Source organism: Pseudomonas sp. ES1 (assembly GCF_050586605.1).
GTDB lineage: Bacteria > Pseudomonadota > Gammaproteobacteria > Pseudomonadales > Pseudomonadaceae > Aquipseudomonas > Aquipseudomonas sichuanensis.
This window is the reverse complement of record NZ_JBOBDM010000042.1, coordinates 1-26,710: the sequence shown is the minus strand read 5'-3', so window position 1 is coordinate 26,710 and position 26,710 is coordinate 1. Positions and strand designations below refer to the sequence as shown.

Below are 26,710 nucleotides of genomic sequence, written 5' to 3'. Positions count from 1 at the left end.
CTGTATGCCCATCGAAATCAAACCCACCCAAATCGTTGAAGTTCTCGAAGAGGAATACCGTTCGCCGCGAGCGAGTTCCGGGAGGCATCCAACTGTCCATCCGACAAACCTGGTATCGACGTTCCGCCCAGGCCATCTGACGTTCCACCTGGTCAAACAGTTCGACTTGGACAAGCAGCAGGTCCACACCGAACATGCACGCCTGCTGGCCACCCAGGACGAGCAACTCGACAAGGCCATCGCGGCCCATGCCGGGCCGCTGTCCGGGCTGAGCGAAACCGCTGCTATCGAACGCCAGATCTCGGCTGTCGAGCAAGTCACGGCGAGTTACCAGGCAAAGCTGCAGCAAGCGCGCCAGCAAGCCAACAGCTTTTACCGCGGTGATCCTGTACGTCGCAGCTTCGACGCTTTCCTCGCTGCGGCGCGGCGCCATAAGACCTCTTCAGAACCGCGCCAGGCCTGGCTTGGCGCTTATCGTGCCGCCTACGAGGCCATGCGCCTGGAGAACCAGATCGCGCAGCTGCACCGCCGTCGCGCCGACCTGGCCCCCAAGCTATCCACCGCCAGGCTCAAGGCACGACAACGCGACCAGGTGGACCGCCAGATCCACAAGATCGAACAGAACCTCTCCCGGTTCTTCAACAACAAGCGCGAACTGGAACTCACGTCCGTTTCAATCGAAAGGCTGCTGGCCAAGCTCCAGCACCGCCAGCGTGACGACATCGTGGCAGAAACCGCAATGGTGCATGCCCGTGAGTTGGAGCGGGAGACCTCTGACCTGACCCAGTGCAGGGAAAAGCTGCATAAATGCATCGTTGAAGCGCCGCGAAACGCCCAAGCGCTTGAGATCGAAATCAAGGACATCGACTCCACATTCATGTCCGAGAGGCCAACGACGCCATACGGACGCAGGCTGGAACTGCTGGCGCTCAAGGACCAGTTGATCCGTGAGAGCGACACACACCGCAGCACCTGGCCGGCTGAGCACGACGCCGCCAACCGGCTGAGCGCGATGGCGCAGCAGGCCATCAACGCCGCGTTCGATGAGCAGATGCACCTGTCCATGCTCAACGGACAGACGCCAAGCAACACGCCCGTCACCTTCGAGGCCTGGACCTCCAGCACCCGCCACGCCTTGGTACTGGCCAGCTCGCGCGGCGCAGTGGCGCACTTTGAACCAGTGTGGGAAGCCTTCGGCGAAGCGCTGCAAAGGCTCGCCACCCATGTGCTGGCCCAGGGTGTCGCGGCAGCCGCACGTTACGCGCCGTTGATGCTCTACTCGACGCGCCTGGGCAATGGCGAGCGCATGGGCGTGAGCGTACCGCTGGCCTGGCTGACCCCAGACGCGGACCAGACACTGGACGCCAACCGTCTTGCCGGCCAGACCCTGGAGCTGCCGCTACGCATGAACGCAGTACCCACGGGCACAGAGACCGTGGTGTACCTGGCCGCTACCGATGGCAGCAGCGTGCAGCGCGACGTGCGGGTACGCCAGGCCGAATGGGACAGCGACCAAGGCGCCTATCGCTTCACCGCCGAAGGCCCGGGCGGCGCCACCCTGCTCTGGCACCCGGCCACACCGCCCAGCACGCTGAGCAGCTATGACCCGGAGACAGGCAGCCATATTCCAGGCCTGCCTATCGTCGAGGACCTGCGCAAGCACACCGACGGCCTCATTCAGGTACCGCCCGAGCTCGACATCCGCACCTTCCCTGCCCTGCCGGATGAGCAGCCCGACGACTACGTGATCGTCTTCCCGGTCGACGCGGGGATGGCGCCGATCTACGTGATGTTCCGCGACCCACGGCAGATTGCCGGGGTGGCCAGCGGTAACGGGCAGGTGACGCCGGATCGCTTTCTTGAGGCCGCAGTCACACCAGAAGGCGCGCCGATTCCTGCAAGGATTGCGGATAAGTTGAGGGGTCGCAGGTTCAGTAGTTTCGATAGGCTGCGGGAGGCGTTTTGGAGGGAGGTAGGGGCCGATCCAGAGTTCAGACAGCACTTCACCTTGAGTAATCAACAGAGAGTGGAAGAAGGCAGCGCGCCCCATGTTCCCGCAGCCGAACGTGCGGGGAAGCGAGGTACATTCGAGCTCCATCACATTGCCGAAGTAGCCAGAGGTGGCGCGGTATATGACATGGATAACATCACCATCATGACACCTCATCAACACATCGCTCACCACAGCAAAAGGAGTGAGGAATGATCAACAAGAGTCGACTTGAAGATTTTACAGAAGCCGAGTTCCTAGCGTTCATTGGAGAGTTCTTCGAAAACCGCTCTGGCCTCAATGGAAAGGCATTTGGTCAATATCAAGATGATCTGGTTTGTAAATTCGAAGAAATCATCGAAAACCCTATTGGCTCTGACCTGATCTACTACCCCGGCGAGGGTGCAGATGACAGCCCACAGGGCGTCGTCAACCGCGTCAAAGAATGGCGCGCAGCCAACGGCAAACCCGGCTTCAAACCTGACTGACCCAAAGCCCTGCGGCCAACACCGCAGGGCTTTTTGGCTTCAGCCCCGCACCCGCGCCGGGTTACCCACCACCACCGCCCCCGCCGGCACATCGCGGGTGACCACGCTGCCGGCGCCGACCACGGCGTTATCGCCAATGCTCACCCCCGGCAGGATGATCGCCCCGCCGCCGATCCATACGTTGTCGCCAATGGTCACCGGCCGCCCGCTTTCCAGGCCGCTGCGGCGCAGATCAGGGTCGAGTGGGTGGTCGGCGGTGTAGATCTGCACCGCCGGGCCGATCTGGCAGTCGGCGCCGATGCGCACCGGCAGCACGTCGAGGATCACGCAGTTGAAGTTCATGAAGGTATTGGCGCCAACACTGAGGTTGTAGCCGTAGTCGCAATAGAACGGCGGGCGGATCACAACACCGTCGCCGACGCTGCCGAAGTGCTCGACCAGCAACCCGTGGCGGGCTTCGTTGAGCAGCTCGACGCTGGCGTTGTAGCGGTGCATCCAGTGCTTGTTGGCGATCTGCTCGGCCTGAAGTTCCGGGCAGCCAGCGTGGTAGAGCTGGCCTTGCAGCATTTTCTGTTTTTCGCTGAGGGACATGGAAACTCCTTGTTGGGGCTATGCTCAGTGCGCGAATCCGCCGATGATCGGACCACATTTTTCGCTCGAGTGCACAAGGAGTCTCGATGAAGCGCAGCCTGACCCTGCTGGCCGTGGTGATTGCCGTGGCCGCTGCCGGCACCGGTTACTGGTATGTGCAGGGCAAGCAGCCCCAGCGCGAGGGCGAACTGGCCCTTGCCGGGCTGCAAGCACCGGTCACCGCCCGTTATGACGCACGCGGCGTACCGCACCTGCAGGCGCAGAACGAGCATGACCTGTACCGTGCCCTGGGCTACGTGCACGCCCAGGACCGCCTGTTCCAGATGGAGATCATGCGCCGCCTGGCCCGCGGCGAGCTGGCCGAGGTGCTGGGCGACAAATTGCTGCCCACCGACACCCTGTTCCGCAGCCTGCGCATCCGCGAGCAGGCCGCGCTGATGGTGCAGCGCCAGGACCGCCAGGCCCCGGCCTGGATAGCCTTGCAGGCCTACCTCGATGGCGTGAACCAGTGGCAGGCCAGCCATCCCAAGCCGATTGAGTTCGACCTGCTCGGCATCACCCCGCGCCCATTCACCGCCGAGGACACCCTGAGCATCGCCGGCTACCTGGCCTACAGCTTCGCTGCGGCCTTTCGCACCGAGCCCGCGCTCACCTATATCCGCGACCAGCTCGGCGCCGATTACCTGAAGATCTTCGACCTCGACTGGCAGCCCGACGGTGCCATCGCCACGCCGCTGGCCGCCGCCGACTGGCGCAGCCTGGAGCAGCTGGCACGGCTCAGCCACGAGGCCCTGATTGAGACCGGCATCCCCCAGTTCGAAGGCAGCAACGCCTGGGCCGTGGCCGGCAGCCGCACCCGCAGCGGCCGCCCGTTGCTGGCAGGCGACCCGCACATCAGCTTCGCGGTGCCGGCGGTGTGGTACGAGGCCGAGCTGTCAGCGCCGGGCTTCAACCTGTACGGCTACTTCCAGGCGCTCAACCCGTTCGCCCTGCTTGGCCACAGCCGCGACTTCGGCTGGAGCCTGACCATGTTCCAGAACGACGACGTCGACCTGATCGCCGAAAAGACCAACCCGGCCAACCCCGAGCAGGTGATGGTCGATGGCCGCTGGCAGCCCCTGGAAAAAACCGAGCAGCAAATCGCCGTCAAAGGCGAGCAGCCGGTGCCCCTCACCCTGCGCCGCTCGCCTCACGGCCCGATCGTCAACACGGTGCTGGGCAACAGCGCCGGCGCTGCGCCCATCGCCATGTGGTGGGCGTTCCTGGAAACCGATAACCCGATCCTCGAAGGCTTCTACCAGATCAACCGCGCCGACACCCTGGGCAAGATGCGCGAAGCGGCAGCCAAGGTGCAGGCGCCAGGGCTGAACCTGGTCTGGGCCAACGCCCGGGGCGATATCGGCTGGTGGGCGGCGGCGCGCCTGCCGATCCGCCCGGACGGGGTGAACCCGGCGTTTATCCTCGACGGCAGCAGCGGCCAGGCCGACAAGCCCGGCTTCTACCCGTTCAGCGTCAACCCGCAGCAGGAGAACCCGGCCAGCGGCTACATCGTCTCGGCCAATTACCAGCCACCGGCGGTGGTGCCGGTGCCCGGCTACTACAACCTGGCCGACCGCGGCCGCCAACTGGACCGCCACTTGAACAACCCGGACATCAAGTGGGACACCCAGAACAGCCAGGCCCTGCAGCTGGACACCAGCAGCGACTACGGCCCACGCACCCTGGCGCCGCTGCTGGGCACCTTGCGCAGCGTGGCCCAAGGGGACGAAGAGAAAGAGCTGGTGGAGCAGCTGGCCGCCTGGCGCGGCGACTACCCACTGGACTCCACCAGCGCCACGCTGTTCAACCAGTTCCTCTACGAACTGGCTTTCGCCGCGCTGCATGACGAGCTGGGCGATACCTGGTTCCCGATCCTGATCAGCACCCGTGCCATCGACGCGGCCCTGCCGCGGCTGGCCGCCGACCCAGCCTCACCCTGGTGGAACCTGCGCGGCGGCAATGAACACACCGACCGCCGCGCCATCGTGCGGCTGGCCTGGCAGCGCAGCCTCAAGCACCTGGGCGAGACCTTCGGCAAGGACCCGGCCAGCTGGCAATGGGGCAAGGCCCACACCCTTACCCACAACCACCCGCTGGGAGTGAAAAAGCCGCTGAACCTGCTGTTCAACGTTGGCCCCTTCGCCGCCCCGGGCACCCACGAGGTGCCGAACAACCTGTCGGCGAAGATCGGCCCGGCGCCCTGGCCGGTCACCTATGGCCCCTCCACCCGGCGGGTGATCGACTTCGCCGACGCCGGCGCGGCCTTGACCATCAACCCGGTCGGGCAAAGCGGCGTGCCGTTCGACAAGCACTATGGCGACCAGGCAGAGGATTACATCGAGGGGCGCTACCACAAGGCGCGCATGGGGGTGATCCCGGCGCAGAGCACGTTGCGGTTGGTGCCCGAGCGATGACCATCGTGAAAACCTTGCCCCTGTGGGAGCGGGTTTACCCGCGAAGCAGCCTGCTCGATCTGCAAGGCATGGCAAGGGCTTCGCCCTTGTTCGCGGGTAAATCGCAGCGGCGAACCGCCGCTCCCACAGGGCCTTGTCACGATGTCCAAGTTTGCTATCCCCATTCATGAGATAACCCATGCAAAAACACTTCATCGAAATCGACGGCGCGCGCATGAGCTACGTCGACCAGGGCCAGGGCTTCCCCGTCCTGCTCGGCCATAGCTACCTGTGGTCGGCCGCCATGTGGCAACCGCAGATCGACGCGCTGGCGAAGCACTTCCGGGTCATCGTGCCCGAGCTGTGGGGCCACGGCGATTCCGCCGCGCCACCGGCCACCACCACCGACATGAGCGCCTTGAGCCGCCAGCATCTGGCCCTGCTCGACGCGCTGGATATCGCCAAGTGCCACCTGGTCGGCCTGTCGGTCGGCGGCATGTGGGGCGCGCAGCTGGCCATCGAACACCCGGAACGGGTCGATCGCCTGGTGCTGCTGGATACCTACCTGGGGGCGGAGCCGGAGGCCACCCGGCTGAAGTACTTCGGTTTGCTGGATGCCGCCAGCGCCGCCGGCACCTTCCCCGACCCACTGCTGGATATCGTGGTGCCGATCTTCTTCCATGCCGGCGGGGAAACCGTGCCTGAGGTGCGCGAGCAGTTCCGCGCGGGGTTGAAGGCAAGCAGCGCCCAGGCCATCCGCGAAAGCCTGGACCCGATGGGGCGGGTGATCTTCGGGCGGCCGGATCTGCTGGCGCGCCTCGGCGAGCTGCCTGCGGATCGGACCATCGTGATCTGCGGTGATCAGGACATTCCCAGGCCGCCCGCGGAGTCGAACGAGATGGCGCGGTTGATTGGCTGCCTGGCGGCGCAGATACCCTTTGCCGGGCACATCTCCAGCCTGGAGAACCCGGGGGTGGTGAATGATTTCCTGTTGAACTGGTTGCCGCGCAACGGCTGATATCGCTGGGGCTGCTGCGCAGCCCTTTCGCCGGCAAGCCGGCTCCCACAGGTGAGGCGCATGGCTTGAGGCTGGCACTGACCATGTGGGAGCCGGCTTGCCGGCGATTGGGCCGCAGAGCGGCCCCAAGACCAGAAAATCAACCCTGCCACTTGCCCCCTTCGACAATCACGCTCTCGGGCTTGGTGTCGTCGCTCAGCTCTTTGCGCACGTACTGGTCATACAGCTTGAGCAAGAACTTCTCCTCACCCAGCTTGGCCAGCTCGGCATTCACCCAGTCGCGCAGCTCGGCATTGCCCTTCTTCACCGCCGGGGCGATCGGTGCTTCCTCGCCCAGCAGTTGCGGCAGCACACGGTAGCCCGGGTTCTGTTTGGCCCAGCTGAACAGGATCAGGTTGTCCTGGGCATAGGCATCGCCACGGCCATTGGCCAGGGCGGCCAGCGACTCGCTGTTCTTCTCGAACTTGAGCAGCTTCCAGTCCGGGTGGTTCTTGGTCAGCCAGATGTCGGCGGTGGTGCCGGTGGTGACGATGATGGTCTTGTCGGCCAGCTCGTCGAGCTTCTGCACCGGGCTGCCGTCGGCAACGATGGCCTGCACGGCCACGCGCAGGTTGGGGTTGGTGAAGTCCACCGCCTCTTTGCGCTCGGGGGTGACCGTCATGTTGGCGAGGATCAGGTCGACCTTGTCGCTCTGCAGGAAGGGGATGCGGCTGGCGGGCTCGACGGCGACGAACTCGACCTTGTTCTCGTCGCCCAGCAAGTCCTTGGCGAAACGCCGGCCGATGTCGGTGTCGAAGCCGACGTAGCGGCCGCTCTCATCGACGAAGCCGAACGGCGGCTTGTCGGTGAACACGCCGACGATCAGCTTGTCGCGGGCCTTGATGGTTTCCAGGTAGCTGGTGGCGGGCGAGGCGGCAGCGGGCTTGGCCGGCTCATCGGCCTTGTTGCAGCCGGCCAGCAGGGCCAGGCCAAGCAGTGGAGCGAGCAGTTTGGCAAAGGGTGCGGTGTTCATGACAGTTCCTTGTGCAGTGTCTTGGGCAGGCTTTCGACGAAAGAGAATTTCTCCAGGAACTGCTGCGCGCGTGCGGTCTGCGGTTGGGTGAAGAAGCGCTCGGGGTGGTTCTGTTCAAGGATCCTGCCGGCCTCCATGAACACAATGCGGTCGGCCACCGCGCGGGCGAAGGCCATTTCGTGGGTAACGATGAGCAGGGTCATGCCGTCCCGGGCCAGGCCCTGGATCACTTGCAGCACCTCCTTGACCATCTCGGGGTCGAGGGCTGCGGTGACTTCGTCGAACAGCATCACCTGCGGGTTCATGCACAGCGAGCGGACGATGGCGATGCGTTGCTGCTGGCCGCCGGACAGCTGCCGCGGGAAGGCATCGCGCTTGTCCAGCAGGCCCACCCGCGCCAGCAGCGCTTCGGCCTGGGCCTGGGCTTCGGCGCGCTCGCGCTTTTGCACCTTGAGCGGGCCCAGCAGCAGGTTGTCCAGCACGCTCATGTGGCCGAACAGGTGGTAGCTCTGGAACACCATGCCTACCCGCTGGCGCACCTGGCGCCAGTCGGTGCCTGGGGTCAGCAGCTCCTGCCCGTCCAGGCGCAGGCTGCCGCTGTGGGCCTGTTCCAGGCCATTGAGGCAGCGCAGCAGAGTGCTCTTGCCGCAGCCGCTGGGGCCGAGGATCACTACCACCTCGCCGGCGCGAACCTTAAGGTCGACGTTGGCGAGCACCTGCTGCTCGCCGAAGAACTTGTTGAAACCGTGGAATTCGATCAATGCGCTCATAAGTGGGCCCAGCGGCGTTCCAGCACGCGCGAGGCGGCGGAAAGCGGGTAGCAGACGAAAAAGAAGAACAGCAACAGCACGCCGTAGATCAGCGCCGACTCATAGGTGCGTTCGATGATCTGCTGGCCGGCCTTGATCACCTCGACCACACCGATCAGCACCGCCAGCGAGCTGGTCTTGATGATCCGCGTATAGATGTTGATGGTCGGCGGGGTCATGCGCTTGAGCGCTTGCGGCAGCAGTACATGGGCGTACAGCTGCCAGCCGGACAGGCCGATCGACAGCCCGGCCTCGCGCTGGCCACGGGGCAGCGAACCGAGCGCGCCACGCACCACCTCGCCGACTTCACTGGCGCCCCACAGGCCCAGTACCAGCACCGCGCACCAGAAGCTGGGGATGCTCAGGCCGAAGAAGATCGGCAAGCCGAAGAACACCAGGTACAACCAGACCAGTACCGGGATCGCCCGGAACAGCTCCAGGTAAACCTGCAGCAGCGCGTTCAGCAGCCGGTTGCCGAGGGTGGCCAGCACGCCGTAGAGCACACCGCCGAGGGTGGCAAAGCCGATGCCCAGTGCCGAAATCGCTACGGTCTGCGCGGCGCCGGCAGCCAGTTGCGGCAGCGACACCTGCAGCAGTTCAAATGCCGAACTGGCCATGTTGCAGCCTCCTTTCCAGGCGACGCAGCAGCAGCGACAACGGCAGGAAGACCAGCACGCAAAGCAGGGTCAGCACCGCGAGCATCTCGTAGGTTTTGTAGTACAGGGCGATGTAGTTCTTGGTGGTGTAGAGGATCTCCGGCACCGCCACCGCCGAGACCACGGTGGTCTCCTTGAGCAGGAACACGAAGTTGGCGAACAGTGCCGGCAGGCTGAGGATGCCCGCTTGCGGCAGGATCACATGGCGCAGCAACTGGCCTTCGGACAGGCCGATCGAACGCCCGGACTCCAGCTGTGCCCGCGGCACCGCTTCGACACCGGCGCGCAGCACTTCGGTGAGGTAAGCGCCGCCCATGAAGGTCATGGTGATGATCGCCGCGGCGAAGCCGGAAATCTTCACACCCACGCTCGGCAGGGCAAAGTAGACGAAGAACAGCTGGATCAGCAGCGGCGTGTTGCGTGCCAGTTCCACGTAGCCCTGCACCAGGCGCCACAGGTACGGCGTGCGAAAAACCAGGATGGCCGAGTTGAGGAGCGCCACCAACATCGAGGTGGCGATGGCGATCAAGCCGACCTGCAAGGTCACCCCCAGCGCCTTGAAGAACGCCGGCAATGTGCTAAGCATGAAGGCGGTGTCGAAACTCATGGATAGGGCCTCGACACAAGGTTACGGAGGTACGGCATGGGCAGGTTCCAGGTCGGCACGAGGGTCGCTCGGCGTCGTTCAACACATAGTGGCGCTGTGCCGGTAGGCACGATTTATAGACTTTAAAGGTATAAAAATATTTTTATAAATACCTTTATTGCATATCTATATCACCGCTTGTTTCCCTCGGAAATTTCCTACTTCAACTTGGGACCTTTCCCGCGATCCGCACCTCAAACAGATTCCAAACTGTGACTTGCATGGCCCATCAACTTACAAGGACGAGAACGATGAACAGCCCCTGCTCACCTGCTGCGAATGAACAATTGCTGTGGCTGCTGGCCCTGCGCCGGGCGCTGGGTGGCCAACCCTGAACTGTTGGCGATACAGGCACCACGCGGCATGGCACCGGCTTCGCCGGTAATCGCCGGCAAGCCGGCTCCCACATGGATCGTACCGCTCTCCCCAAGGCAAACGATGTACCTGTGGGAGCCGGCTTGCCGGCGATGAGGCCAGAAAACCAGCACAAGACAGCTGCTCCCGGCAAAAACAAAAACGCCGACGCAAGATGCGTCGGCGTTTTTCGTTTCAGGCTTGGCTGATGCCGCGTATCAGAACGCCGGCAGTACCGCGCCCTGGTACTTCTGGGCGATGAACGCCTTCACTTCCGGGCTGGTCAGCGCCTTGGCCAGTTTCTGGATGGCCTCGCTGTCCTTGTTGTCCGGGCGGGCCACCAGGAAGTTCACGTACGGCGAGTCGGCACCCTCGATCACCAGGGCATCTTTGGCCGGGTTCAGGCCGGCTTCCAGGGCGTAGTTGGTGTTGATCATGTCCAGGTCGACCTGGTCCAGCACGCGCGGCAGCATGGCCGATTCCAGCTCGCGGAACTTGAGCTTCTTCGGGTTCTCGGCGATGTCTTTCGGGGTCGCCAGAGCGTTCTTCGGGTCTTTCAGGGTGATCAGCCCAGCCTTCTGCAGCAGGAGCAGGGCGCGGCCGCTGTTGCTGCCTTCGTTGGGGATGGCAACGGTGGCGCCTTCCTTCAGCTCGGCCAGGGACTTGACCTTCTTCGAGTAGCCACCGAAAGGTTCGACGTGTACGCCGATCACGGTCTCCAGGTGCGTACCTTTGCCTTCGTTGAAGTTCTGCAGGTACGGCAGGGTCTGGAAGTAGTTGGCGTCCAGGCGCTTCTGGTCGACCTGCACGTTGGGCTGCACGTAGTCGGTGAACACTTTGATCTGCAGGTCTACGCCTTCTTTGGCCAGGGTCGGCTTGATCAGTTCGAGGATTTCAGCGTGGGGTACCGGCGTGGCGGCGACCACCAGTTTCTCGGCGGCAGAGGCCAGGCCTGCAAACGAAAGGGCGGCGGCCAGGGCGGTGGTCAGCAGGGTCTTTTTCATGGTGATCCTTGTTATCGAGCTGGGCCATCGCAGATGGCTACGTCAGGTGCCCACCCGTTCGGGTGGGCGTGAAACGGACGATACCGGGATTTTTTATTCCGGAACAATATCTTTTATTTAGCTGCTTATTCCAAAAACAAATGGCCATCAACGCCTTTACTTATGAGCCTTCAGGCATCGCTCTAGGGTGCAGGCTCATCCAGCTGCGCCAGGCTTTCGCTCAGCAGCTGTCGCAGGGCCCGGAGGGTCTGCGCCTCGCGGCTGCGGCCCAACTGCCCAAGCTGGCGGGCAAGGCTGGCCAGCGGGGTGGTGTCCGGCAGATCAAGGTGCTCGGGGAGGATCTCCTCACCGTCGCTGACCAGCAGGGCGAAGTGGATGACGTTCTCCAGCTCGCGGGTATTGCCCGGCCAGGCATGGGCCTCCAGCGCCTGCTGGGCGGCCTCGCTGATCAATGCCAGCGGCCGGTCCAGGCGCACGCTGTAGATACCGACGAAGTACTCGGCCAACGGCAGGATGTCACCGACCCGCTCGCGCAGCGCCGGCAGCTCCAGCTCGCCCTCATGCAGGTAATGGTAGAGCCGCTCGTTGAAACGCCCGGCCTGCACCGCCTTGGCCAGGTCGATACTGGAGGCGGCGACCAGGCGCACATCCACCGGCTGCGGCTGGGCTGCACCGACGCGGGTCACTTCGCGGTTTTCCAGCGCCGCCAGCAACTTGCCCTGGATCGTCAGCGGCAGGTCGGCGATCTCGTCCAGGTACAAGGTGCCGCCGTTGGCCGAGCCAAACCAGCCTGCGCGGCTGCTGGCGGTACCGCCCTGGCTACCGGCGCTGTAACCGAACAGTTCGGCGTCGGCATAGGTCGGGCTGATGGCCGCGCAGTTGACCGAGACGAACAGCCCCGCGCGGTCACTGGCGCGGTGAATCTGCCGCGCCAGCAGCTCCTTGCCGGTGCCGGTCTCGCCACGGATCAATACCGGCAGCGGTTGCGGTGCCAGGCGTTCGAGGGCCTGGCGCAGCGCCTGTGAGCGCGGGTCGACGAATACCAGCGCCTTGGCGCGGATGCTCAGCGGGCTCTTGTCCAGTTCAGGGAAGGTCAGCAATGGCTGGCCGAAAGGGGTGTGAAAGGTCATGGAAAACTCCCGCCCCGGTCGCATGCAGCCAGGGCTCAAGGCATTCGTGGAACAGCCAGCGGATCAGGCGCGCCGCAGCGCACGCTGGTCGATCCGGGCCTGCAGGCGGAACAGGTAGGCGAAGCCCTGTTCCCAGCGTTCGTGGCCGGACTTGACGTTGATATGCCCGGCATTGGCCAGCAGCCCCACCTCGGCATCCCAGGCGCGCGCCAGGTGCAGGGCCCGTGGCACGCTCACCGCCGGGTCGTTGTCAGAGCTGACCACCTGGCTTGGGAATGGCAGCGCCTGCAACGGGATCGGCGCAAAGTTGCGCAAGGCCGGCGCGCAGTTGGGCCGCTCGACATCGGCCGGCGCCACCAGCAGCGCGCCACGCACCCGCCGCAGCAGGCTCGGGCTGGCCTGGGCGGCCCAGTGGGCGACCGTGATGCAACCCAGGCTGTGGGCAATCAGAATCACCGGCGAGCTTTCGGCGGCGATCGCCTGCTCCAGTGCCTGCACCCAATCGCGCCGCTGCGGGGTGAGCCAGTCCTGCTGCTCGACCCGGGCGCTGTTGGGCAGGCTGCGCTGCCAGTGACTCTGCCAATGGTTGTCTGGCGATCCTTGCCAGCCCGGCACAATCAGGTAACGAATCGACTCATTGCGCATGGGGACGCCTCCGAAAGTTTGCGTGCTTGGGGTGCAAGTATAAGGAGGCAGTTATATCCGTAAAGGAATAAGAAGCTATTTATTAATAACCAAAATAACAAAACACTAAACGACGCCCATAAAAAAGGGCCGTCGAAACGGCCCGAAATCCCTGCTATGGCTAAGAGCATTACAACGAGGATTCACTTAACGATTGGGTTGCGGCGTCAGGCGCAGATAAGGTTTCACCGCCCGGTAACCTTTCGGGAAGCGCTGCTTGATTTCGTCCTCGTCCTTGAGCGACGGCACGATCACCACCTCATCACCGTCCTGCCAGTTGGCGGGGGTGGCGACCTTGTGGTTGTCGGTCAGTTGCAGCGAGTCGATCACCCGCAGGATCTCGTTGAAGTTGCGCCCGGTACTGGCCGGGTAGGTGATGGTCAGGCGCACCTTCTTGTTCGGGTCGATGACGAACAGAGAGCGCACCGTGAGGGTGTCGCTGGCGTTGGGGTGGATCAGGTCGTACAGGTCGGACACCTTGCGGTCGGCGTCGGCAATGATCGGGAAGTTGACCACGGTGTTCTGGGTTTCGTTGATGTCATCGATCCAGCGGTGGTGCGAGTCGACCGGGTCGACCGACAGGGCGATGGCCTTGACCCCGCGCTGGGCGAAATCATCCTTGAGCTTGGCGGTCAGGCCCAGCTCGGTGGTGCACACCGGGGTGAAGTCGGCCGGGTGGGAGAACAGCACGCCCCAGCTGTTGCCCAGCCATTCGTGGAAGCGGATCTTGCCGGCGCTGGAATCCTGTTCGAAATCGGGGGCGATGTCGCCGAGTTTGAGGCTCATGGAAGCGGCTCCTGTGCTGTGTCTGGCCTTGATGGGTTCAATGTGCCTGCATTCGAATCAAAATAAAAAGAATAAATATCGATTTATTTATAACCATAACGCATACGAAATGGCAGGCACAAAAAAGCCTCGCACTAGGCGAGGCTTCTTCTGTTGCAGCTACGACTTACATGAAGGCGTAAGTGTAGTTGACGATGAAGCGAGTTTGATCCTGGTCGGCGCTGCTTTCGCCTTCACCACGGTACACGCCCTGACGCAGGCTGAAGCCCAGGCCTTTGAGGGTACCTTGCTGGATGGTGTAGTCGACGCGGGCATCACGTTCCCATTCGTCGTAGGTGCCGTGGCCCGATGCGTTACGCACGTCGTCACCACGCAGGTAGGCAACCGAGGCTTTCAGGCCTGGCACGCCCAGCGCGGCGAAGTCATAGGAGTACTGACCGAAGTTGGTGTTCTCGCCAGCACGGGCGAACTGGTTGATCATGCTGTCGGTGAACAGGTAGAAGCTGGAACCGCCAGCGCCTTCCGAGGTGCCGCTGTCGTTGACCAGGCTGCCCTGGTTCAGCCAGACGAAGCCACCGTCGTCGCCAACCTGCTGACGACCGAGCATCAGCGCGTGGCCACCCAGGGTGTAGGTGAACATGGCAGACCAAGTCTTGTTGTCGATCTTGCCTTTGTTCTTGGCGTAGCCACCGTTGTTGTTGAAGTTGTACGCGCTGTCGTGGCCGTTCTTGCCGTCGTTGCTGCTGTCGAAGTAGCGCAGGTCGGTCTTGAACGACTGGTCGTCAGCGATCTTGAAGACGTGGGTCGCGCCCAGGAAGTGCTGCTTGTAGAAGTCTTCCAGGTTCGAGTAGTAGTACTGCAGGGTCAGGTCTGGAGTGAGCTTGTAGTCCAGGCCGCCGTAGCGGAACTTGTTGCTTTCGGCGGCGGAACCGGCAACCGACAGACCGGTGCGGTTGCTCGACGCACGGCCCATGGCGTGGGTCAGCTGACCGGCGTTGATGGTCAGGTTGTCGATTTCCTTCGAGGTGATGGTGCCACCTTCAAAGGTCTGCGGCAGCAGACGGCCATCGTTGGAGACCAGGATCGGCAGGTTCGGAGCCAGCGCGCTACCGAAGTGCGCTTCGGTCTTGGAGAAGCGAGCCTTGGCATTGGCGCCAACACGTGCCCACTGGTCTGCGGCGCCCTTGCCGTCATCCGGGAAGAAACCACCTTTGTGGTAACCCTTGCCGCCGTCCAGGCGGATGCCCCACAGCGCTTGGGCGTCAACACCGAAACCTACGGTGCCTTCGGTGAAGCCCGAGATGTAGTCGAGCTTGAAGCCCTGGCCGGATTCACGTTGATCCGGGCGGACTTTACCGTGGGCTTCACGGTTGTCGTTGTTGAAGTACATGGTGCGCGAGCTCAAGGACACTTTGCTGTCCTCGATGAAACCTGCAGCGCCTGCTTGTTGGGCGAGAACCCCCAGTGCCACGGCCAGGGCCAGGCTGGACTTGTACATGTTTTGCTCCTCTACGTTCTAATTTTTGTGCGTCACAAGCGGCAGGATCTTTTGCCCCACTCGCCCGGGATTGGCGATTTAGCACCAATGCGTGACCGCCAAGTCAATGCTCAACGGTCGATTCGCGACTTTGGTCTAAGCCGTCGTCCTGCGCTACAGGATAATGACAATCCTATAAATCCAAAATGACCGTTTTATGAATCTGTAAGATTTTTACGGAATAACATTGGAACCTTTACTGCAAAAGGTTGTATCGACGACGTCAATCATACCTTTAGGTTATGTGCAAACGTTTGGCGGCCCTCTGCCGCACAGCCCCCCGACCGGAGCCGAAAAAGGCTAGCAGCCCTTTTCCATTCCGCCAGCCGCAGCCCCCGCGCCCTTAAAGCGTTTGGCTCCTAAGCTAATGCAAAAAAGTTATTTATTTCTCATTTCTTAGATCATCTAGTCTTCTCGCCATCCATAACCCAATTGCCTGACGAGAGGTTCACCATGATCCCGCATGCCCCGCTGCGCCTGTTCGCTGCCCTGACCCTCGCCGGCACCAGCTGGCTGGCCCAGGCCGCCGACCTGACCGTCGCCTACCAGACCACCGTCGACCCGGCCAAGGTGGCCCAGGTGGACGGCGACTACGAGAAAGCCAGCAAGGCCAGCATCGACTGGCGCAAGTTCGACAACGGCGCCGACGTGATCACCGCCGTGGCCAGCGGCGACGTGCAGATCGGCTACCTCGGCTCGAGCCCCCTGGCCGCCGCCGCCACCCGCAAGCTGCCGGTCGAGACCTTCCTGATCGCCACCCAGATCGGTGCCGGCGAGGCACTGGTCGCCCGTGACAGCATCAAGACCCCGCAGGACCTGGTGGGCAAGAAAGTCGCCGTGCCGTTCGTCTCCACCGGCCACTACAGCCTGCTGGCCGCGCTCAAAAGCTGGAACATCGACCCCACCAAGGTGCAGATCCTCAACCTGGCGCCGCCGGCGATCATCGCCGCCTGGAAGCGCGGCGACATCGACGCCACTTACGTCTGGGACCCGGCCCTGGGCGTGGCCAAGGAAAACGGCAAGGTGCTGATCACCTCCGGCGAGCTGGCCGAAAAAGGCGCGCCGACCTTCGACGCCTGGATCGTGCGCAAGGACTTCGCCGCCAAGCACCCGGAAATCGTCAAGTCGTTCGCCAAGGTCACCCTCGACGCCTATGCCGACTACCGCAAAGACCCGAAAGCCTGGCTGGCCAACCCGGACAACGTCGCCAAGCTGGTCAAGCTGTCGGGTGCCAAGGCGGCAGATATCCCGGTACTGCTGCAAGGCAACGTCTACCCGCTGGCGGACGACCAGGCCAATGCCCTCGGCGCACCGACCACCCAGGCGCTGACCGACACCGCCACCTTCCTCAAGCAACAAGGCAAGGTCGATGCGGTACTGCCGGACTACTCGCCCTACGTCAGCAAGCAATACCTGCCCAACTAAGACCGGAGCCCGTCATGGCCTTGCTTGAACTGGAGCGCATCAGCGCACAGTACCCCGGCGCCAGCACCCCGGTGCTGGCCGACATCAACCTGAGCCTGGGCCCACGCCAGCTGCTGGTGGCCCTTGGGCCGTCCGGCAGCGGCAAGACCTCGCTGCTCAACCTGATCGCCGGTTTCGTCGCCCCCAGCGCCGGGCGCATCACCCTTGACGGTGCCGCCGTGCAAGGGCCGGGCGCCGACCGTGGCGTGGTGTTCCAGGACGACGCTCTGCTGCCGTGGCAGGACGTGCTGGCCAATGTCGCCTTCGGCCTGCAACTGGCCGGCGTACCCCGCGCGCAGCGTGAGGCCAAGGCCCGCGAGATGCTGGCGCTGGTCGACCTGGCCGGCTTCGGCGAGCGGCACATCTGGCAGTTGTCCGGTGGCCAGAAACAGCGCGTGGGCCTGGCCCGAGCGTTGGCCGCCGACCCTCGGGTGCTGCTGATGGACGAGCCGTTCGGCGCCCTCGACGCCTTCACCCGCGAACAGATGCAGGAGCTGCTGCTGCAGGTCTGGCAGCGCACCGCCAAGCCGGTGTTCCTGATCACCCACGACATCGAAGAGGCAGTGTTCCTGGCCACCGAGCTGGTACTGCTGGCGCCCAACCCCGGGCGCGTGGTCGAACGCCTGCAGTTGGACTTCGGCCAGCGCTACGCCGCTGGCGAACCGGCCCGGGCGATCAAGTCCGACCCACGCTTCATCGAAACCCGCGAGCACGTGCTGGCGCGGGTGTTCTCACAACGCGAAAGCGCCCGCCGAGAGGAGTCTGCATGAGCAGCCTGGACCTGCCTGTCGCGGCCAAACGTGACGCCAAACCTGCCCCTGGCAAAACCCGCCAGCCCCTTTCCACCCGCTGGATCAGCACCCTGACCCTGGCCACCCTGCTGCTGGCCTGGTGGCTGGTGACGGCCGCAGGCCTGGTCGAGCCGCTGTTCCTGCCGCCGCCCGCCGACATCCTGGCCAAGGCCTGGACCCTGCTCACCCAGGGCTACATGGACGCCAGCCTGTGGCAGCACCTGGGTGCCAGCCTCGGCCGCATCGGCCTGGCGCTGGCGGCTGCGACCCTGACCGCCATCCCGGTCGGCCTGGCCATCGGTTACAACCGCGTGGCCCGCGGCATCCTCGACCCATTGATCGAGTTCTACCGGCCGATCCCGCCGCTGGCCTACCTGCCATTGATCGTGATCTGGTGCGGCATCGGCGAGCTGTCCAAGGTGCTGCTGATCTACCTGGCGATCTTCGCCCCGATCGCCATCGCCACCGCCACCGGCGTGCGCACCGTCGACCCGACCAAGCTGCGCGCCGCGCAATCGCTGGGCGCGACCAAGGCCCAGCTGATCCGCCACGTGATCCTGCCCAGCGCCCTGCCCGACATCCTCACCGGCGTGCGCATCGGCCTGGGCGTGGGTTGGTCGACCCTGGTCGCCGCCGAGCTGATCGCCGCCACCAGCGGCCTGGGCTTCATGGTGCAGTCGGCGGCGCAGTTCCTGGTGACCGACGTGGTGGTGCTGGGGATCCTGTTGATCGCCCTGATCGCCTTCGCCCTGGAGATGGGCCTGCGCGCCCTGCAACGCAAGCTGGTGCCCTGGCATGGGCAGAGCCATTGACCCCAAAGATCGCAACTGTGGGAGCGGGTTTACCCGCGAAGCAGGCGCCACGGTGGATGGCACCGGCTTCGCCGGTGTTCGCGGTGGTCCGGCACTCCGGTAAACCCGCTCCCACAAGTCCGCGCCATATCAGAAAAGACTCACCCCGCCCCTGGGATACGACATCCATGCGAGACCAACCATGAGCCTGACCATTACCCCCTTGAGCCCGGCCCTGGGCGCGCAGATCAGCGGCGTCGACATCAGCCGCGATATCACCAAAGAACAGCGCGACGCCATCGAGCAGGCGCTGCTCGAGCACCAGGTGCTGTTCTTCCGCGACCAGCCGATCAACCCCGAACAACAGGCGCGCTTCGCCGCCCGCTTCGGCGACCTGCACATCCACCCGATCTACCCCAACGTGCCGGAAACCCCGCAGGTACTGATCCTCGACACCGCCGTGACCGACGTGCGCGACAACGCCGTGTGGCACACCGACGTGACCTTCCTGCCGACCCCGGCACTGGGCGCGGTGCTCAGCGCCAAGCAGCTGCCGGCCTACGGTGGCGACACCTTGTGGGCCAGTGGCATTGCCGCATTCGAGGCACTGTCGGCGCCGCTGCGCGCGATGCTCGACGGCCTGACCGCCACCCATGACTTCACCAAATCCTTCCCGCTTGAGCGCTTCGGCACCACGCCCGAGGACCTGGCGCGCTGGGAAGCCACCCGGCGCAACAACCCGCCGCTGTCGCACCCGGTGGTGCGCACCCACCCGGTCAGCGGGCGCAAGGCGCTGTTCGTCAACGAAGGGTTCACCACGCGGATCAACGAGCTGAACGAGTATGAAAGCGAGGCGCTGCTCAAGCTGCTGTTCGCCCATGCGACGCGGCCGGAGTTCAGCATTCGCTGGCGTTGGCAGGAGAACGACGTGGCGTTCTGGGATAACCGCGTGACCCAGCATTTTGCGGTGGATGACTACCGGCCCAATCGGCGGGTGATGCACCGGGCGACCATCCTGGGGGATGCGCCGTTCTGACAGATAGGCTTTGCCAGTCCCAATGCATTCGCGGGTAAACCCGCTCCCACAGGCGCTGCGCAGAACCCTGTGGGAGCGGGTTTACCCGCGAACAGGCCTACCTCACCAGATGCAGGTACTGCATGTGCCGCTCGTACTGGTCGAGGATGTCGTTGATGATCTGCTCCTTGCTGTAGCCCACCAGGTCGTAGTTCTGGCTGCCCTCGCTCAGGTGCACCTCCGCCCGGTAATAACGGCGGTTCTTCAAGTCCTGCGTACCCAGCCCACCGAGGGCGAACGACGGGGTGAAGTAGCCACGCATCTGCACCTGGTAGATGAACGGCTGCTCATCGCCATGGCCGATCTTCAGGCTGACGTTGTCATGGCTCGGGTCGTCCTGGGTGATCAGCACCAGGCCCTTCTGCTCGAACACCTCGCGCACCTCGGCAATCGCCGGGCGCACCACGTCGTCCATGAAGCGGTACACCTCGTCACGTGACGGGAAATGCACGGCCTGGCTCAGGCGCTGGCGCCAGCCGCCACGGCCGCGCCGCGACTGGGCGAACGGGGCCAGCGAATGCATCTGGGCGATCTGCCGCTGGCTCTCCAGGTAGAAGGCCTTGTGCAGCCCCCACATCATGCACAACAGGATCAGCGAGAACGGCAGCGAGGTCAGCACCACCGCAGACTTGAGCGAGTCGATGCTGCCGGCGAACAGCAGGGCACTGGTGATCAGCGCAGTCATCGCCCCCCAGAAGATCCGCAGCCAGTTCGGCCCATCTTCGTCAGCGCCGCCGCCCTTGGCCGACAGCGTCGACAGCACCACGGTGCCGGAGTCGGCCGAGGTGACGAAGAACACGAAGCTGATGAACACCGTCACGGCGATCACCGTCTTGCTCCACGGGTAGGTTTCCAGCAGCAGGTACAGGCTCATCGACGGGTTATCCAATGCCGACTGGCCCAGCGCGGTCATGCCGTGGTTGATCACCTGGTCCAGCGCGCTGTTGCCGAAGATCGACATCCACGCCAGGGTGAAGCCCAGCGGGATCAGCAGCACGCCGAAGACGAACTCGCGGATGGTGCGGCCGCGCGAAATACGCGCGATGAACAGGCCCACGAACGGCGCCCAGGCAATCCACCAGGCCCAGTAGAACACCGTCCAGCCACCCAGCCAGTCACGGTTTTCACCATAGGCGTACACGTCGAAACTCTTGCGAGGCAAGGCGCCGAGGTAGTCGCCGAGGTTCTGGATCAGGGTGTTGAACAGGTGCTGGGTGGGCCCGGCGAACAGCACGAACAGCAGCAGCGCGCAGGCCAGGAACAGGTTGATGTCGCTCATCACCCGCACGCCCTTCTCCACCCCGGCGACCGCCACGGCCACCGCCGCGCCCATCATCAGGGTGATCAGCAGCACCTGCACCCACTGGCTGTGGCTGATGCCGAACAGGTAGTCGAGCCCGGCGTTCAGGTGCAGCACGCCGAAGCCCATGTCGGCACCCAGGCCGAACACCGTGGCGATGATGCCGAAGCCGTCCACCGCGTAGCCGATCGGGCCGTTGATGCGCTTGCCGATCAGCGGGTACAACGCCGAACGCAGCGCCAGCGGCAGGTTGTGGCGGTAGGCGAAGTAGGCCAGCGCCATGCCGACGAAGGCGAACACGCCCCAGCCATGCAGGCCCCAGTGCAGGAACAGGATCTGCATCGCCTGGCGCCCGGCATCGGCCGTGCCCGCCTCGCCCTGGGGCGGCTGGAGCATGTGGGTCAGGGGTTCGGAAACACAGAAGAAGAACAGCGTGATACTGATGCCGGCAGCGAACAGCATGCCCGCCCAGGACAGGTAGCTGAACTCGGGTTCGTCGTGGTCGGCGCCGAGCTTGATCTTGCCGTAGCCGGATACCGCAGTGACCACCACGAACACCAGGTACAGGGTCATGGCCAGCATGTAGTACCAGCCGACGGTGTTGGCCGCCCAGTTCTGCGCCGCCAGCAACCATTCGCCGGCCGCTTGCGGCATGGCGATGACCACCAGGCCGAACAGCAGGATGAAGCTTGCCGCGAAGTAGAACACCGGGGGGTTCATGCGGATCTTGCCATTGGCAAGGGAAGGCGTTGGTGCACTCATCGGGCGTGCACCTCGTCAAAGGACGTGAGGTTCGGATTGTACGGGTTCAGCAAAGGAATCCTCCTGTTGAACACCGGCAATGGACCAGCGTTTTTTCATTGAACAAGCGTTCAAGTTAAACATGGATCGGATTTCAATGCGACCCGATGCCGCTGGGCGGGGCATCGGCGCAGCCCTCTTCGCGGGTAAACCCGCTCCCACAGGATGTCGCCCAACTCGAGAAATGTGCAGTCCCTGTGGGAGCGGGTTTACCCGCGAAGAGGCCGGCACAGGCGCCCCACAACTCAGATCAGTTCTTGTCCTGGCAATCCAACTGCAAATTGGCCTGGGTAATGTTGCTCTCGGCCGGCACGCTGCGGGTCAGCCACACGTTGCCGCCAATGGTCGAGCCCTTGCCGATGGTGATACGCCCCAGAATGGTCGCCCCGGCATAGATCACCACGTCGTCCTCGACGATCGGGTGGCGCGCCAGGCCTTTGTGCAGGGTCCCCGACTCATCGCTGGGGAAGCGCTTGGCCCCCAGGGTTACCGCCTGATAAATGCGCACCCGCTCGCCAATGATCGCCGTCTCGCCGATGACCACGCCGGTGCCGTGGTCGATGAAGAAACTCGGGCCGATCTGCGCACCGGGGTGGATGTCGATGCCGGTGGCCGAGTGCGCCAGCTCCGAGCTGATCCGCGCCAGCAGCGGCAAGCCAGCCTGGTACAGGTGATGGGCCAGGCGGTGGTGGATGATCGCCAGGATGCCCGGGTAGCACAGCAGCACCTCGTCGACGCTGCGCGCCGCCGGATCACCGTGGTAGGCGGCCAGCACATCGGTGTCGAGCAGCACGCGCAGGGCCGGCAAGGCGGCGGCGAAGTCCTGGATCAGGCGCAGGGCGTGGGCGTCGACGTCGGTGACGTCGGTCTTGCCATGGCGCGCCGCGTAACGCAGTTCCAGGCGAGCCTGGGTCAGCAGCGCGGTCAGCGCGGCGTCGAGGGTATGGCCGACGTAGAAGTCCTCGCTTTCCTCGCGCAGGTCCACCGGGCCCAGGCGCATGGGGAACAGCGCGCCGCACAGTTGCTCGAGGATCTGGCGCAGCGCCTCGCGCGACGGCAGCTCGCGGCCACCCTGCTCGCCGCTGCTGCGGCCATTGCTGCTGCGCCATTGCTCACGGGCGCTGCGCAGGCCGGTGACGATGCCCTGCAGTTGCCAATGGGCTGTTGATGGTTGTTCGCTCACGGTGGATCTCCTGCCAGGCGGGCTTTCTTGATGTGCACATTCGGCCTTGTGGGAGCCGGCTTGCCGGCGATGGCGCCAGCCGAAACAACGCCGTTGCCTGGGCCGGCGCCATCGCTGGCAAGCCAGCTCCCACAGGGGGTAGTGCTGGTTCTGCAAGCCACTGTAAGACAAATCCCCCCCTTGGAAAAAACAACGCTTTATTCCATCCTGCGCTAAGTCAGGCATAAGCAACGCTGACGGGGTGTCCATTCGTGGCTACCCTCAACCCTGCCATGGGATGGCAATTTACAGACATGGAATAACAACCGGATTTTTTATTATTTCCAGGCCTATACAGCCCAGCTTTATATTTGCCACCCACTACTTCCACAACAAGCGCGGGGCCACACATGTCCAAATTCGCCAAACCCCTTCTCAATGCCAGCCTGGCGCTGCTGCTCGGCGCCGGCCTGCTCGGCCAGGCCTTCGCCGGCGAGCAACTGAAGACCATCCAGGAAAAAGGCGTGATCAACGTCGGCCTGGAAGGCACCTACCCTCCCTTCAGCTTCCAGGATGAGAACGGCAAGCTGGCCGGCTTCGAAGTGGAACTGTCGGAACTGCTGGCCAAGGAGCTGGGGGTCAAGGTCAAGCTGCAGCCGACCAAGTGGGACGGCATCCTCGCCGCGCTGGAGTCCAAACGTCTGGACGTGGTGATCAACCAGGTGACCATCTCCGAAGAGCGCAAGAAGAAGTACGACTTCACCGAGCCCTACACCGTCTCCGGTATCCAGGCGCTGATCCTGAAGAAGAAAGCCGAAACCCTGAACATCAAGACCGCGCAAGACCTGGCCGGCAAGAAGGTCGGCGTGGGCCTGGGCACCAACTACGAGCAATGGGTCAAGCAGGACGTGCCGAAAGCCGAAGTACGCACCTATGAAGACGACCCGAGCAAGTTCGCCGACCTGCGCAACGGCCGCATCGACGCCATCCTGATCGACCGCCTGGCCGCGCTGGAATACGCGCAAAAAGCCAAGGACACCCAGCTCGCCGGCGACGCCTTCTCGCGCCTGGAAAGCGGCGTGGCCCTGCGCAAGGGTGAGCCAGAGCTGCTGGCCGCACTCAACAAGGCCATCGACAAGCTGAAGGCTGACGGCACCCTGGCCAAGCTGTCCGAGAAATACTTCGGTGCCGATGTCACCAAATGATTGCTGAAAGCCTGCAACTCGTTGCCGATTCCACGCCCTTTCTGTTGAAGGGCGCTGGCTACACGGTGCTGCTCAGTGTCGGCGGCATGTTCTTCGGCCTGGTGCTGGGCTTTGCCCTGGCACTGATGCGCCTGTCGAAGATCCTGCCGCTGGACTGGCTGGCACGTATCTACGTCTCGTTCTTCCGTGGCACGCCGCTGCTGGTGCAGCTGTTCGTGATCTATTTCGGCATGCCGCAGATCGGTATCGAGCTAGACCCGATCCCGGCCTCGCTGATCGGTCTGTCGCTGAACATGGCGGCGTACATCTGCGAAATCCTGCGTGCGGCGATCTCCTCGATCGACCGTGGCCAGTGGGAGGCCGCTGCCTCCATCGGCATGACCCGCACCCAGGCCATGCGCCGGGCGATCCTGCCGCAGGCGCTGCGCACCGCGCTGCCGCCGCTGGGTAACAGTTTCATCTCGCTGGTCAAGGACACCGCCCTGGCGGCGACCATCCAGGTGCCCGAGCTGTTCCGTCAGGCGCAGCTGATCACCGCCCGCACCTTCGAAGTGTTCACCATGTACCTGGCGGTTGCGCTGATCTACTGGATCCTCTGCAGCATCCTCGCGCACTTCCAGAACCGCATGGAAGCGCGGGTCAACCAGCACGACCAGGAGCACTGACGATGATCGTAGTAGAAGGCCTGACCAAGCGGTTCAAGGGCCAGACCGTGCTCAACGGCATCGACCTCACCGTACAACCGGGCGAAGTGGTGGCCATCATCGGCCCCAGCGGCTCGGGCAAGACCACCTTCCTGCGCTGCCTCAACCTGCTGGAAACGCCCGACGCAGGGCGCATCCAGATCGGCGATATCAGCATCGACGCCAACCGCCCCCTGGGTGGCCAGCAAAGCGCGATTCGCCGCCTGCGCCAGCAGGCCGGTTTCGTGTTCCAGAACTTCAACCTGTTCCCTCACCGCACCGCGCTGGACAACGTCATCGAAGGGCCGGTGATCGTCAAGAAGACGCCTCGGGACAAGGCCATCGAGTTGGGCAAGCGCCTGCTGGCCAAGGTCGGCCTGGCCGGCAAGGAAGACGCCTACCCCCGGCGCCTGTCAGGTGGCCAGCAGCAGCGGGTGGCCATTGCCCGCGCCCTGGCCATGGAGCCGGAGGTGATCCTGTTCGACGAGCCCACCTCGGCGCTCGACCCTGAGCTGGTGGGTGAAGTGCTGGCGACCATCCGCGGCCTGGCCGAGGAAAAGCGCACCATGATCATCGTCACCCACGAGATGAGCTTTGCCCGCGATGTGGCCAATCGGGTGATCTTCTTCGACAAGGGCGTGATCGTCGAGCAGGGCGAGGCCAAGGCGCTGTTCGCCAACCCCAGAGAGGAGCGTACGCGGCAGTTCTTGCGCAAGTTCCTCGGCACGGCTGCCTCAGAGTAAGCCTGCACAACCTCCACTGACGCAATCGCCGGCAAGCCGGCTCCCACAAGTGTGCACTGTACCTGTGGGAGCTGGCTTGCCGGCGATTGCGTCAGCACGTGCGGAGCAAATGCCCGATTCTATATATATTCCAAAGCGTTAGTTCATAAAGGCTTGATAAGCCATTAGGGTATATAGACCGGACCACCGGACCAGCAAACGTCTGCCGACCTCACCCCGAGGCGGCACAGTCAACTTTTGTGAGGTAAGGAATGGTCAGGATCACAATCACCCCAGTGGCCAACGCCAGGGCATTGAGTGCAGCCAAGGAGCGGTACTGATGTCCAGCCAGCCAACTACCCAATCGCACAGCGACACCGACAGCTCGCCCCTGCTGCTGCCCGCCAAGGTGCTGCAGAGCGACCAGGAGGCCCTGCAGGCCGCCCGTGAACTGGCCGACCTGGCCCGCCACAACGCCGCCAGCCGCGACCAGCAGCGCAAGCTGCCGTGGGCCGAGATCGAACAGTTCACCCGCAGCGGCCTGGGCAGCATCAGCATCCCCAAGGCCTACGGCGGCCCGGAAGTGTCGTTCGTGACCATCGCCGAAGTGTTCCGCCTGATCAGCGCCGCAGACCCGGCGCTGGGGCAGATCCCGCAGAACCAGTTCGGCATCCTGCAGCTGGTGCGCCTGACCGCCACCGAGGCGCAGAAACAGCGGATCTTCCGCGCCGTGCTCGACGGCTGGCGCATCGGCAATGCCGGGCCGGAGCGCGGCACCAAGGACACCCTGACGCTCAAGGCGCGCATCACCCGCAAGGGTGACGACTTCAGCATCAGCGGCGAAAAGTTCTACTCCACCGGCGCCCTGTACGCCCACTGGGTGGCGGTCAAGGCGCTGGACGACGAAGGCCGCCAGCGCCTGGCGTTCGGGCGCCGTGGCAGCCGCGGCTTGCGCATCATCGACGACTGGTCGGGCTTTGGCCAACGCACCACCGCCAGCGGCACCGTGCTGCTGGAACAGGTGCCGGTGGACGCCGACCTGGTTGTGGATAACTGGCGCCAGCGCGATGTACCGAACATCCAGGGCGCGGCCTCGCAACTGATCCAGGCGGCCATCGACGCCGGTATCGCCGAAGCGGCGATCGAGGACGCGATCACTTTCGTGCGCGAGAAGTCGCGGCCGTGGATCGAAGCCAAGGTCGAGCGCAACAGCGACGACCCTTATGTGATCGCCGACATCGGCCGCCTGAAGCTCGACCTGCATGCCGCCGAAGCGCTGCTGCGCAGGGCCGCCAAGGTGCTCGACGAAGTCAACGCCGGCCCCATCGACGATGCCGCCGCTGCGCGGGCCTCGATCGCGGTGGCCGAGGCCAAGGTGCTCACCACCGAGATTTCGTTGCAGGCCAGCGAGAAGCTGTTCGAGCTGGCCGGCAGCCGCGCGAGCCTGGCCGAGTACAACCTCGACCGGCACTGGCGCAACGCCCGGGTGCACACCCTGCACGACCCGGTGCGCTGGAAGTACCACGCGGTCGGCGCCTACTACCTCAACGGCACCCTGCCAGCCCGCCATTCCTGGATC

The 26,710-nt window shown here is 64.0% G+C and carries 24 protein-coding genes; 12 read left to right on the top strand and 12 right to left on the bottom strand.

Annotation, left to right across the window (positions count from 1 at the left end; translation table 11 throughout):
• Window positions 1-4 precede the first annotated feature (4 nt).
• Window positions 5-2,206 carry an S-type pyocin domain-containing protein gene (locus ACQ4N9_RS17760; protein WP_390968138.1) on the top strand — a complete coding sequence of 734 codons (2,202 nt, stop codon included), beginning with the start codon at window positions 5-7 and terminating at the stop codon, window positions 2,204-2,206.
• Window positions 2,203-2,478: a bacteriocin immunity protein gene (locus tag ACQ4N9_RS17755; RefSeq protein ID WP_390968137.1), complete on the top strand. Its 276-nt coding sequence runs from the start codon at window positions 2,203-2,205 to the stop codon at window positions 2,476-2,478. Before ACQ4N9_RS17760 ends, ACQ4N9_RS17755 begins: the two co-directional genes overlap by 4 nt.
• Window positions 2,479-2,517: 39 nt before the next feature.
• Here ACQ4N9_RS17755 and ACQ4N9_RS17750 read toward each other — a convergent pair whose 3' ends face one another.
• Window positions 2,518-3,069: a sugar O-acetyltransferase gene (locus ACQ4N9_RS17750; RefSeq protein WP_390968136.1), complete on the bottom strand. Its 552-nt coding sequence runs from the start codon at window positions 3,067-3,069 to the stop codon at window positions 2,518-2,520.
• An 86-nt stretch (window positions 3,070-3,155) separates the two neighbouring features.
• Here ACQ4N9_RS17750 and ACQ4N9_RS17745 point away from each other — a divergent pair, with 86 nt between their 5' ends.
• Window positions 3,156-5,522, top strand: a complete 2,367-nt coding sequence (locus tag ACQ4N9_RS17745; protein WP_390968135.1) for a penicillin acylase family protein — start codon at window positions 3,156-3,158, stop codon at window positions 5,520-5,522.
• 178 nt (window positions 5,523-5,700) lie between these two features.
• Window positions 5,701-6,519, top strand: coding sequence for an alpha/beta fold hydrolase (locus tag ACQ4N9_RS17740; RefSeq protein WP_390968134.1), 819 nt, complete (start codon window positions 5,701-5,703; stop codon window positions 6,517-6,519).
• Window positions 6,520-6,658: 139 nt separating this feature from the next.
• Here the strand turns inward: ACQ4N9_RS17740 and ACQ4N9_RS17735 are convergent, their stop codons facing one another.
• The 9 genes from ACQ4N9_RS17735 to ACQ4N9_RS17695 form a co-directional block, all read right to left on the bottom strand.
• Window positions 6,659-7,531, bottom strand: coding sequence for a transporter substrate-binding domain-containing protein (locus tag ACQ4N9_RS17735; protein ID WP_258705331.1), 873 nt, complete (start codon window positions 7,529-7,531; stop codon window positions 6,659-6,661).
• Window positions 7,528-8,301 carry an amino acid ABC transporter ATP-binding protein gene (locus ACQ4N9_RS17730; protein WP_390968133.1) on the bottom strand — a complete coding sequence of 258 codons (774 nt, stop codon included), beginning with the start codon at window positions 8,299-8,301 and terminating at the stop codon, window positions 7,528-7,530. The genes ACQ4N9_RS17735 and ACQ4N9_RS17730 overlap by 4 nt, the downstream gene beginning before the upstream one ends.
• Window positions 8,298-8,957: an amino acid ABC transporter permease gene (locus ACQ4N9_RS17725; protein WP_390968132.1), complete on the bottom strand. Its 660-nt coding sequence runs from the start codon at window positions 8,955-8,957 to the stop codon at window positions 8,298-8,300. Before ACQ4N9_RS17725 ends, ACQ4N9_RS17730 begins: the two co-directional genes overlap by 4 nt.
• A complete protein-coding gene (locus ACQ4N9_RS17720) occupies window positions 8,938-9,603 on the bottom strand; it encodes an amino acid ABC transporter permease (protein WP_125860992.1) in 666 nt (221 codons plus the stop codon). The genes ACQ4N9_RS17725 and ACQ4N9_RS17720 overlap by 20 nt, the downstream gene beginning before the upstream one ends.
• A gap of 611 nt (window positions 9,604-10,214) precedes the next feature.
• Window positions 10,215-11,000, bottom strand: a complete 786-nt coding sequence (locus ACQ4N9_RS17715) for a MetQ/NlpA family ABC transporter substrate-binding protein (protein ID WP_125465983.1) — start codon at window positions 10,998-11,000, stop codon at window positions 10,215-10,217.
• A gap of 182 nt (window positions 11,001-11,182) precedes the next feature.
• Window positions 11,183-12,130: a sigma 54-interacting transcriptional regulator gene (locus ACQ4N9_RS17710; protein WP_390968131.1), complete on the bottom strand. Its 948-nt coding sequence runs from the start codon at window positions 12,128-12,130 to the stop codon at window positions 11,183-11,185.
• Between the two features lie 63 nt (window positions 12,131-12,193).
• Window positions 12,194-12,775: an alpha/beta hydrolase gene (locus ACQ4N9_RS17705; protein WP_390968130.1), complete on the bottom strand. Its 582-nt coding sequence runs from the start codon at window positions 12,773-12,775 to the stop codon at window positions 12,194-12,196.
• A 186-nt stretch (window positions 12,776-12,961) separates the two neighbouring features.
• Window positions 12,962-13,600: a peroxiredoxin gene (locus ACQ4N9_RS17700; protein WP_110992087.1), complete on the bottom strand. Its 639-nt coding sequence runs from the start codon at window positions 13,598-13,600 to the stop codon at window positions 12,962-12,964.
• A gap of 166 nt (window positions 13,601-13,766) precedes the next feature.
• On the bottom strand, window positions 13,767-15,098 hold the full coding sequence (locus tag ACQ4N9_RS17695; RefSeq protein ID WP_390968129.1) for an OprD family porin: 1,332 nt from the start codon (window positions 15,096-15,098) through the stop codon (window positions 13,767-13,769).
• A 492-nt stretch (window positions 15,099-15,590) separates the two neighbouring features.
• Here ACQ4N9_RS17695 and tauA point away from each other — a divergent pair, with 492 nt between their 5' ends.
• The 4 genes from tauA to tauD all read left to right on the top strand — a co-directional run bounded on the left by tauA (window position 15,591) and on the right by tauD (window position 19,219).
• Window positions 15,591-16,562, top strand: coding sequence for a taurine ABC transporter substrate-binding protein (tauA, locus tag ACQ4N9_RS17690; RefSeq protein WP_110992085.1), 972 nt, complete (start codon window positions 15,591-15,593; stop codon window positions 16,560-16,562).
• A gap of 14 nt (window positions 16,563-16,576) precedes the next feature.
• Complete coding sequence (gene tauB, locus ACQ4N9_RS17685; RefSeq protein WP_125465988.1) at window positions 16,577-17,371, top strand: taurine ABC transporter ATP-binding subunit; 795 nt, start codon at window positions 16,577-16,579, stop codon at window positions 17,369-17,371.
• Entirely contained in the window at window positions 17,368-18,204 is an 837-nt protein-coding gene (gene tauC, locus ACQ4N9_RS17680) for a taurine ABC transporter permease TauC (RefSeq protein WP_347151241.1), read from the top strand. The genes tauB and tauC overlap by 4 nt, the downstream gene beginning before the upstream one ends.
• 181 nt (window positions 18,205-18,385) lie before the next feature.
• The gene (tauD, locus tag ACQ4N9_RS17675; protein ID WP_390968128.1) at window positions 18,386-19,219 is read left to right on the top strand and encodes a taurine dioxygenase; all 834 of its coding nucleotides are present in this window, start codon (window positions 18,386-18,388) and stop codon (window positions 19,217-19,219) included.
• A gap of 97 nt (window positions 19,220-19,316) precedes the next feature.
• Here tauD and betT read toward each other — a convergent pair whose 3' ends face one another.
• A complete protein-coding gene (betT, locus tag ACQ4N9_RS17670) occupies window positions 19,317-21,278 on the bottom strand; it encodes a choline transporter BetT (protein ID WP_390968237.1) in 1,962 nt (653 codons plus the stop codon).
• Window positions 21,279-21,609: 331 nt separating this feature from the next.
• Window positions 21,610-22,542 carry a serine O-acetyltransferase EpsC gene (gene epsC / locus ACQ4N9_RS17665; protein ID WP_347151243.1) on the bottom strand — a complete coding sequence of 311 codons (933 nt, stop codon included), beginning with the start codon at window positions 22,540-22,542 and terminating at the stop codon, window positions 21,610-21,612.
• Window positions 22,543-22,931: 389 nt separating this feature from the next.
• Here epsC and tcyJ point away from each other — a divergent pair, with 389 nt between their 5' ends.
• The 4 genes from tcyJ to ACQ4N9_RS17645 all read left to right on the top strand — a co-directional run.
• On the top strand, window positions 22,932-23,726 hold the full coding sequence (gene tcyJ / locus ACQ4N9_RS17660) for a cystine ABC transporter substrate-binding protein (RefSeq protein WP_125861007.1): 795 nt from the start codon (window positions 22,932-22,934) through the stop codon (window positions 23,724-23,726).
• Window positions 23,723-24,391, top strand: coding sequence for a cystine ABC transporter permease (gene tcyL / locus ACQ4N9_RS17655; RefSeq protein WP_125465993.1), 669 nt, complete (start codon window positions 23,723-23,725; stop codon window positions 24,389-24,391). Before tcyJ ends, tcyL begins: the two co-directional genes overlap by 4 nt.
• A 2-nt stretch (window positions 24,392-24,393) precedes the next feature.
• Window positions 24,394-25,152 carry an L-cystine ABC transporter ATP-binding protein TcyN gene (tcyN, locus tag ACQ4N9_RS17650; protein WP_323831669.1) on the top strand — a complete coding sequence of 253 codons (759 nt, stop codon included), beginning with the start codon at window positions 24,394-24,396 and terminating at the stop codon, window positions 25,150-25,152.
• 319 nt (window positions 25,153-25,471) lie between these two features.
• On the top strand, window positions 25,472-26,710 hold a 1,239-nt coding region (locus tag ACQ4N9_RS17645; RefSeq protein ID WP_390968127.1), incomplete at its 3' end, for an SfnB family sulfur acquisition oxidoreductase.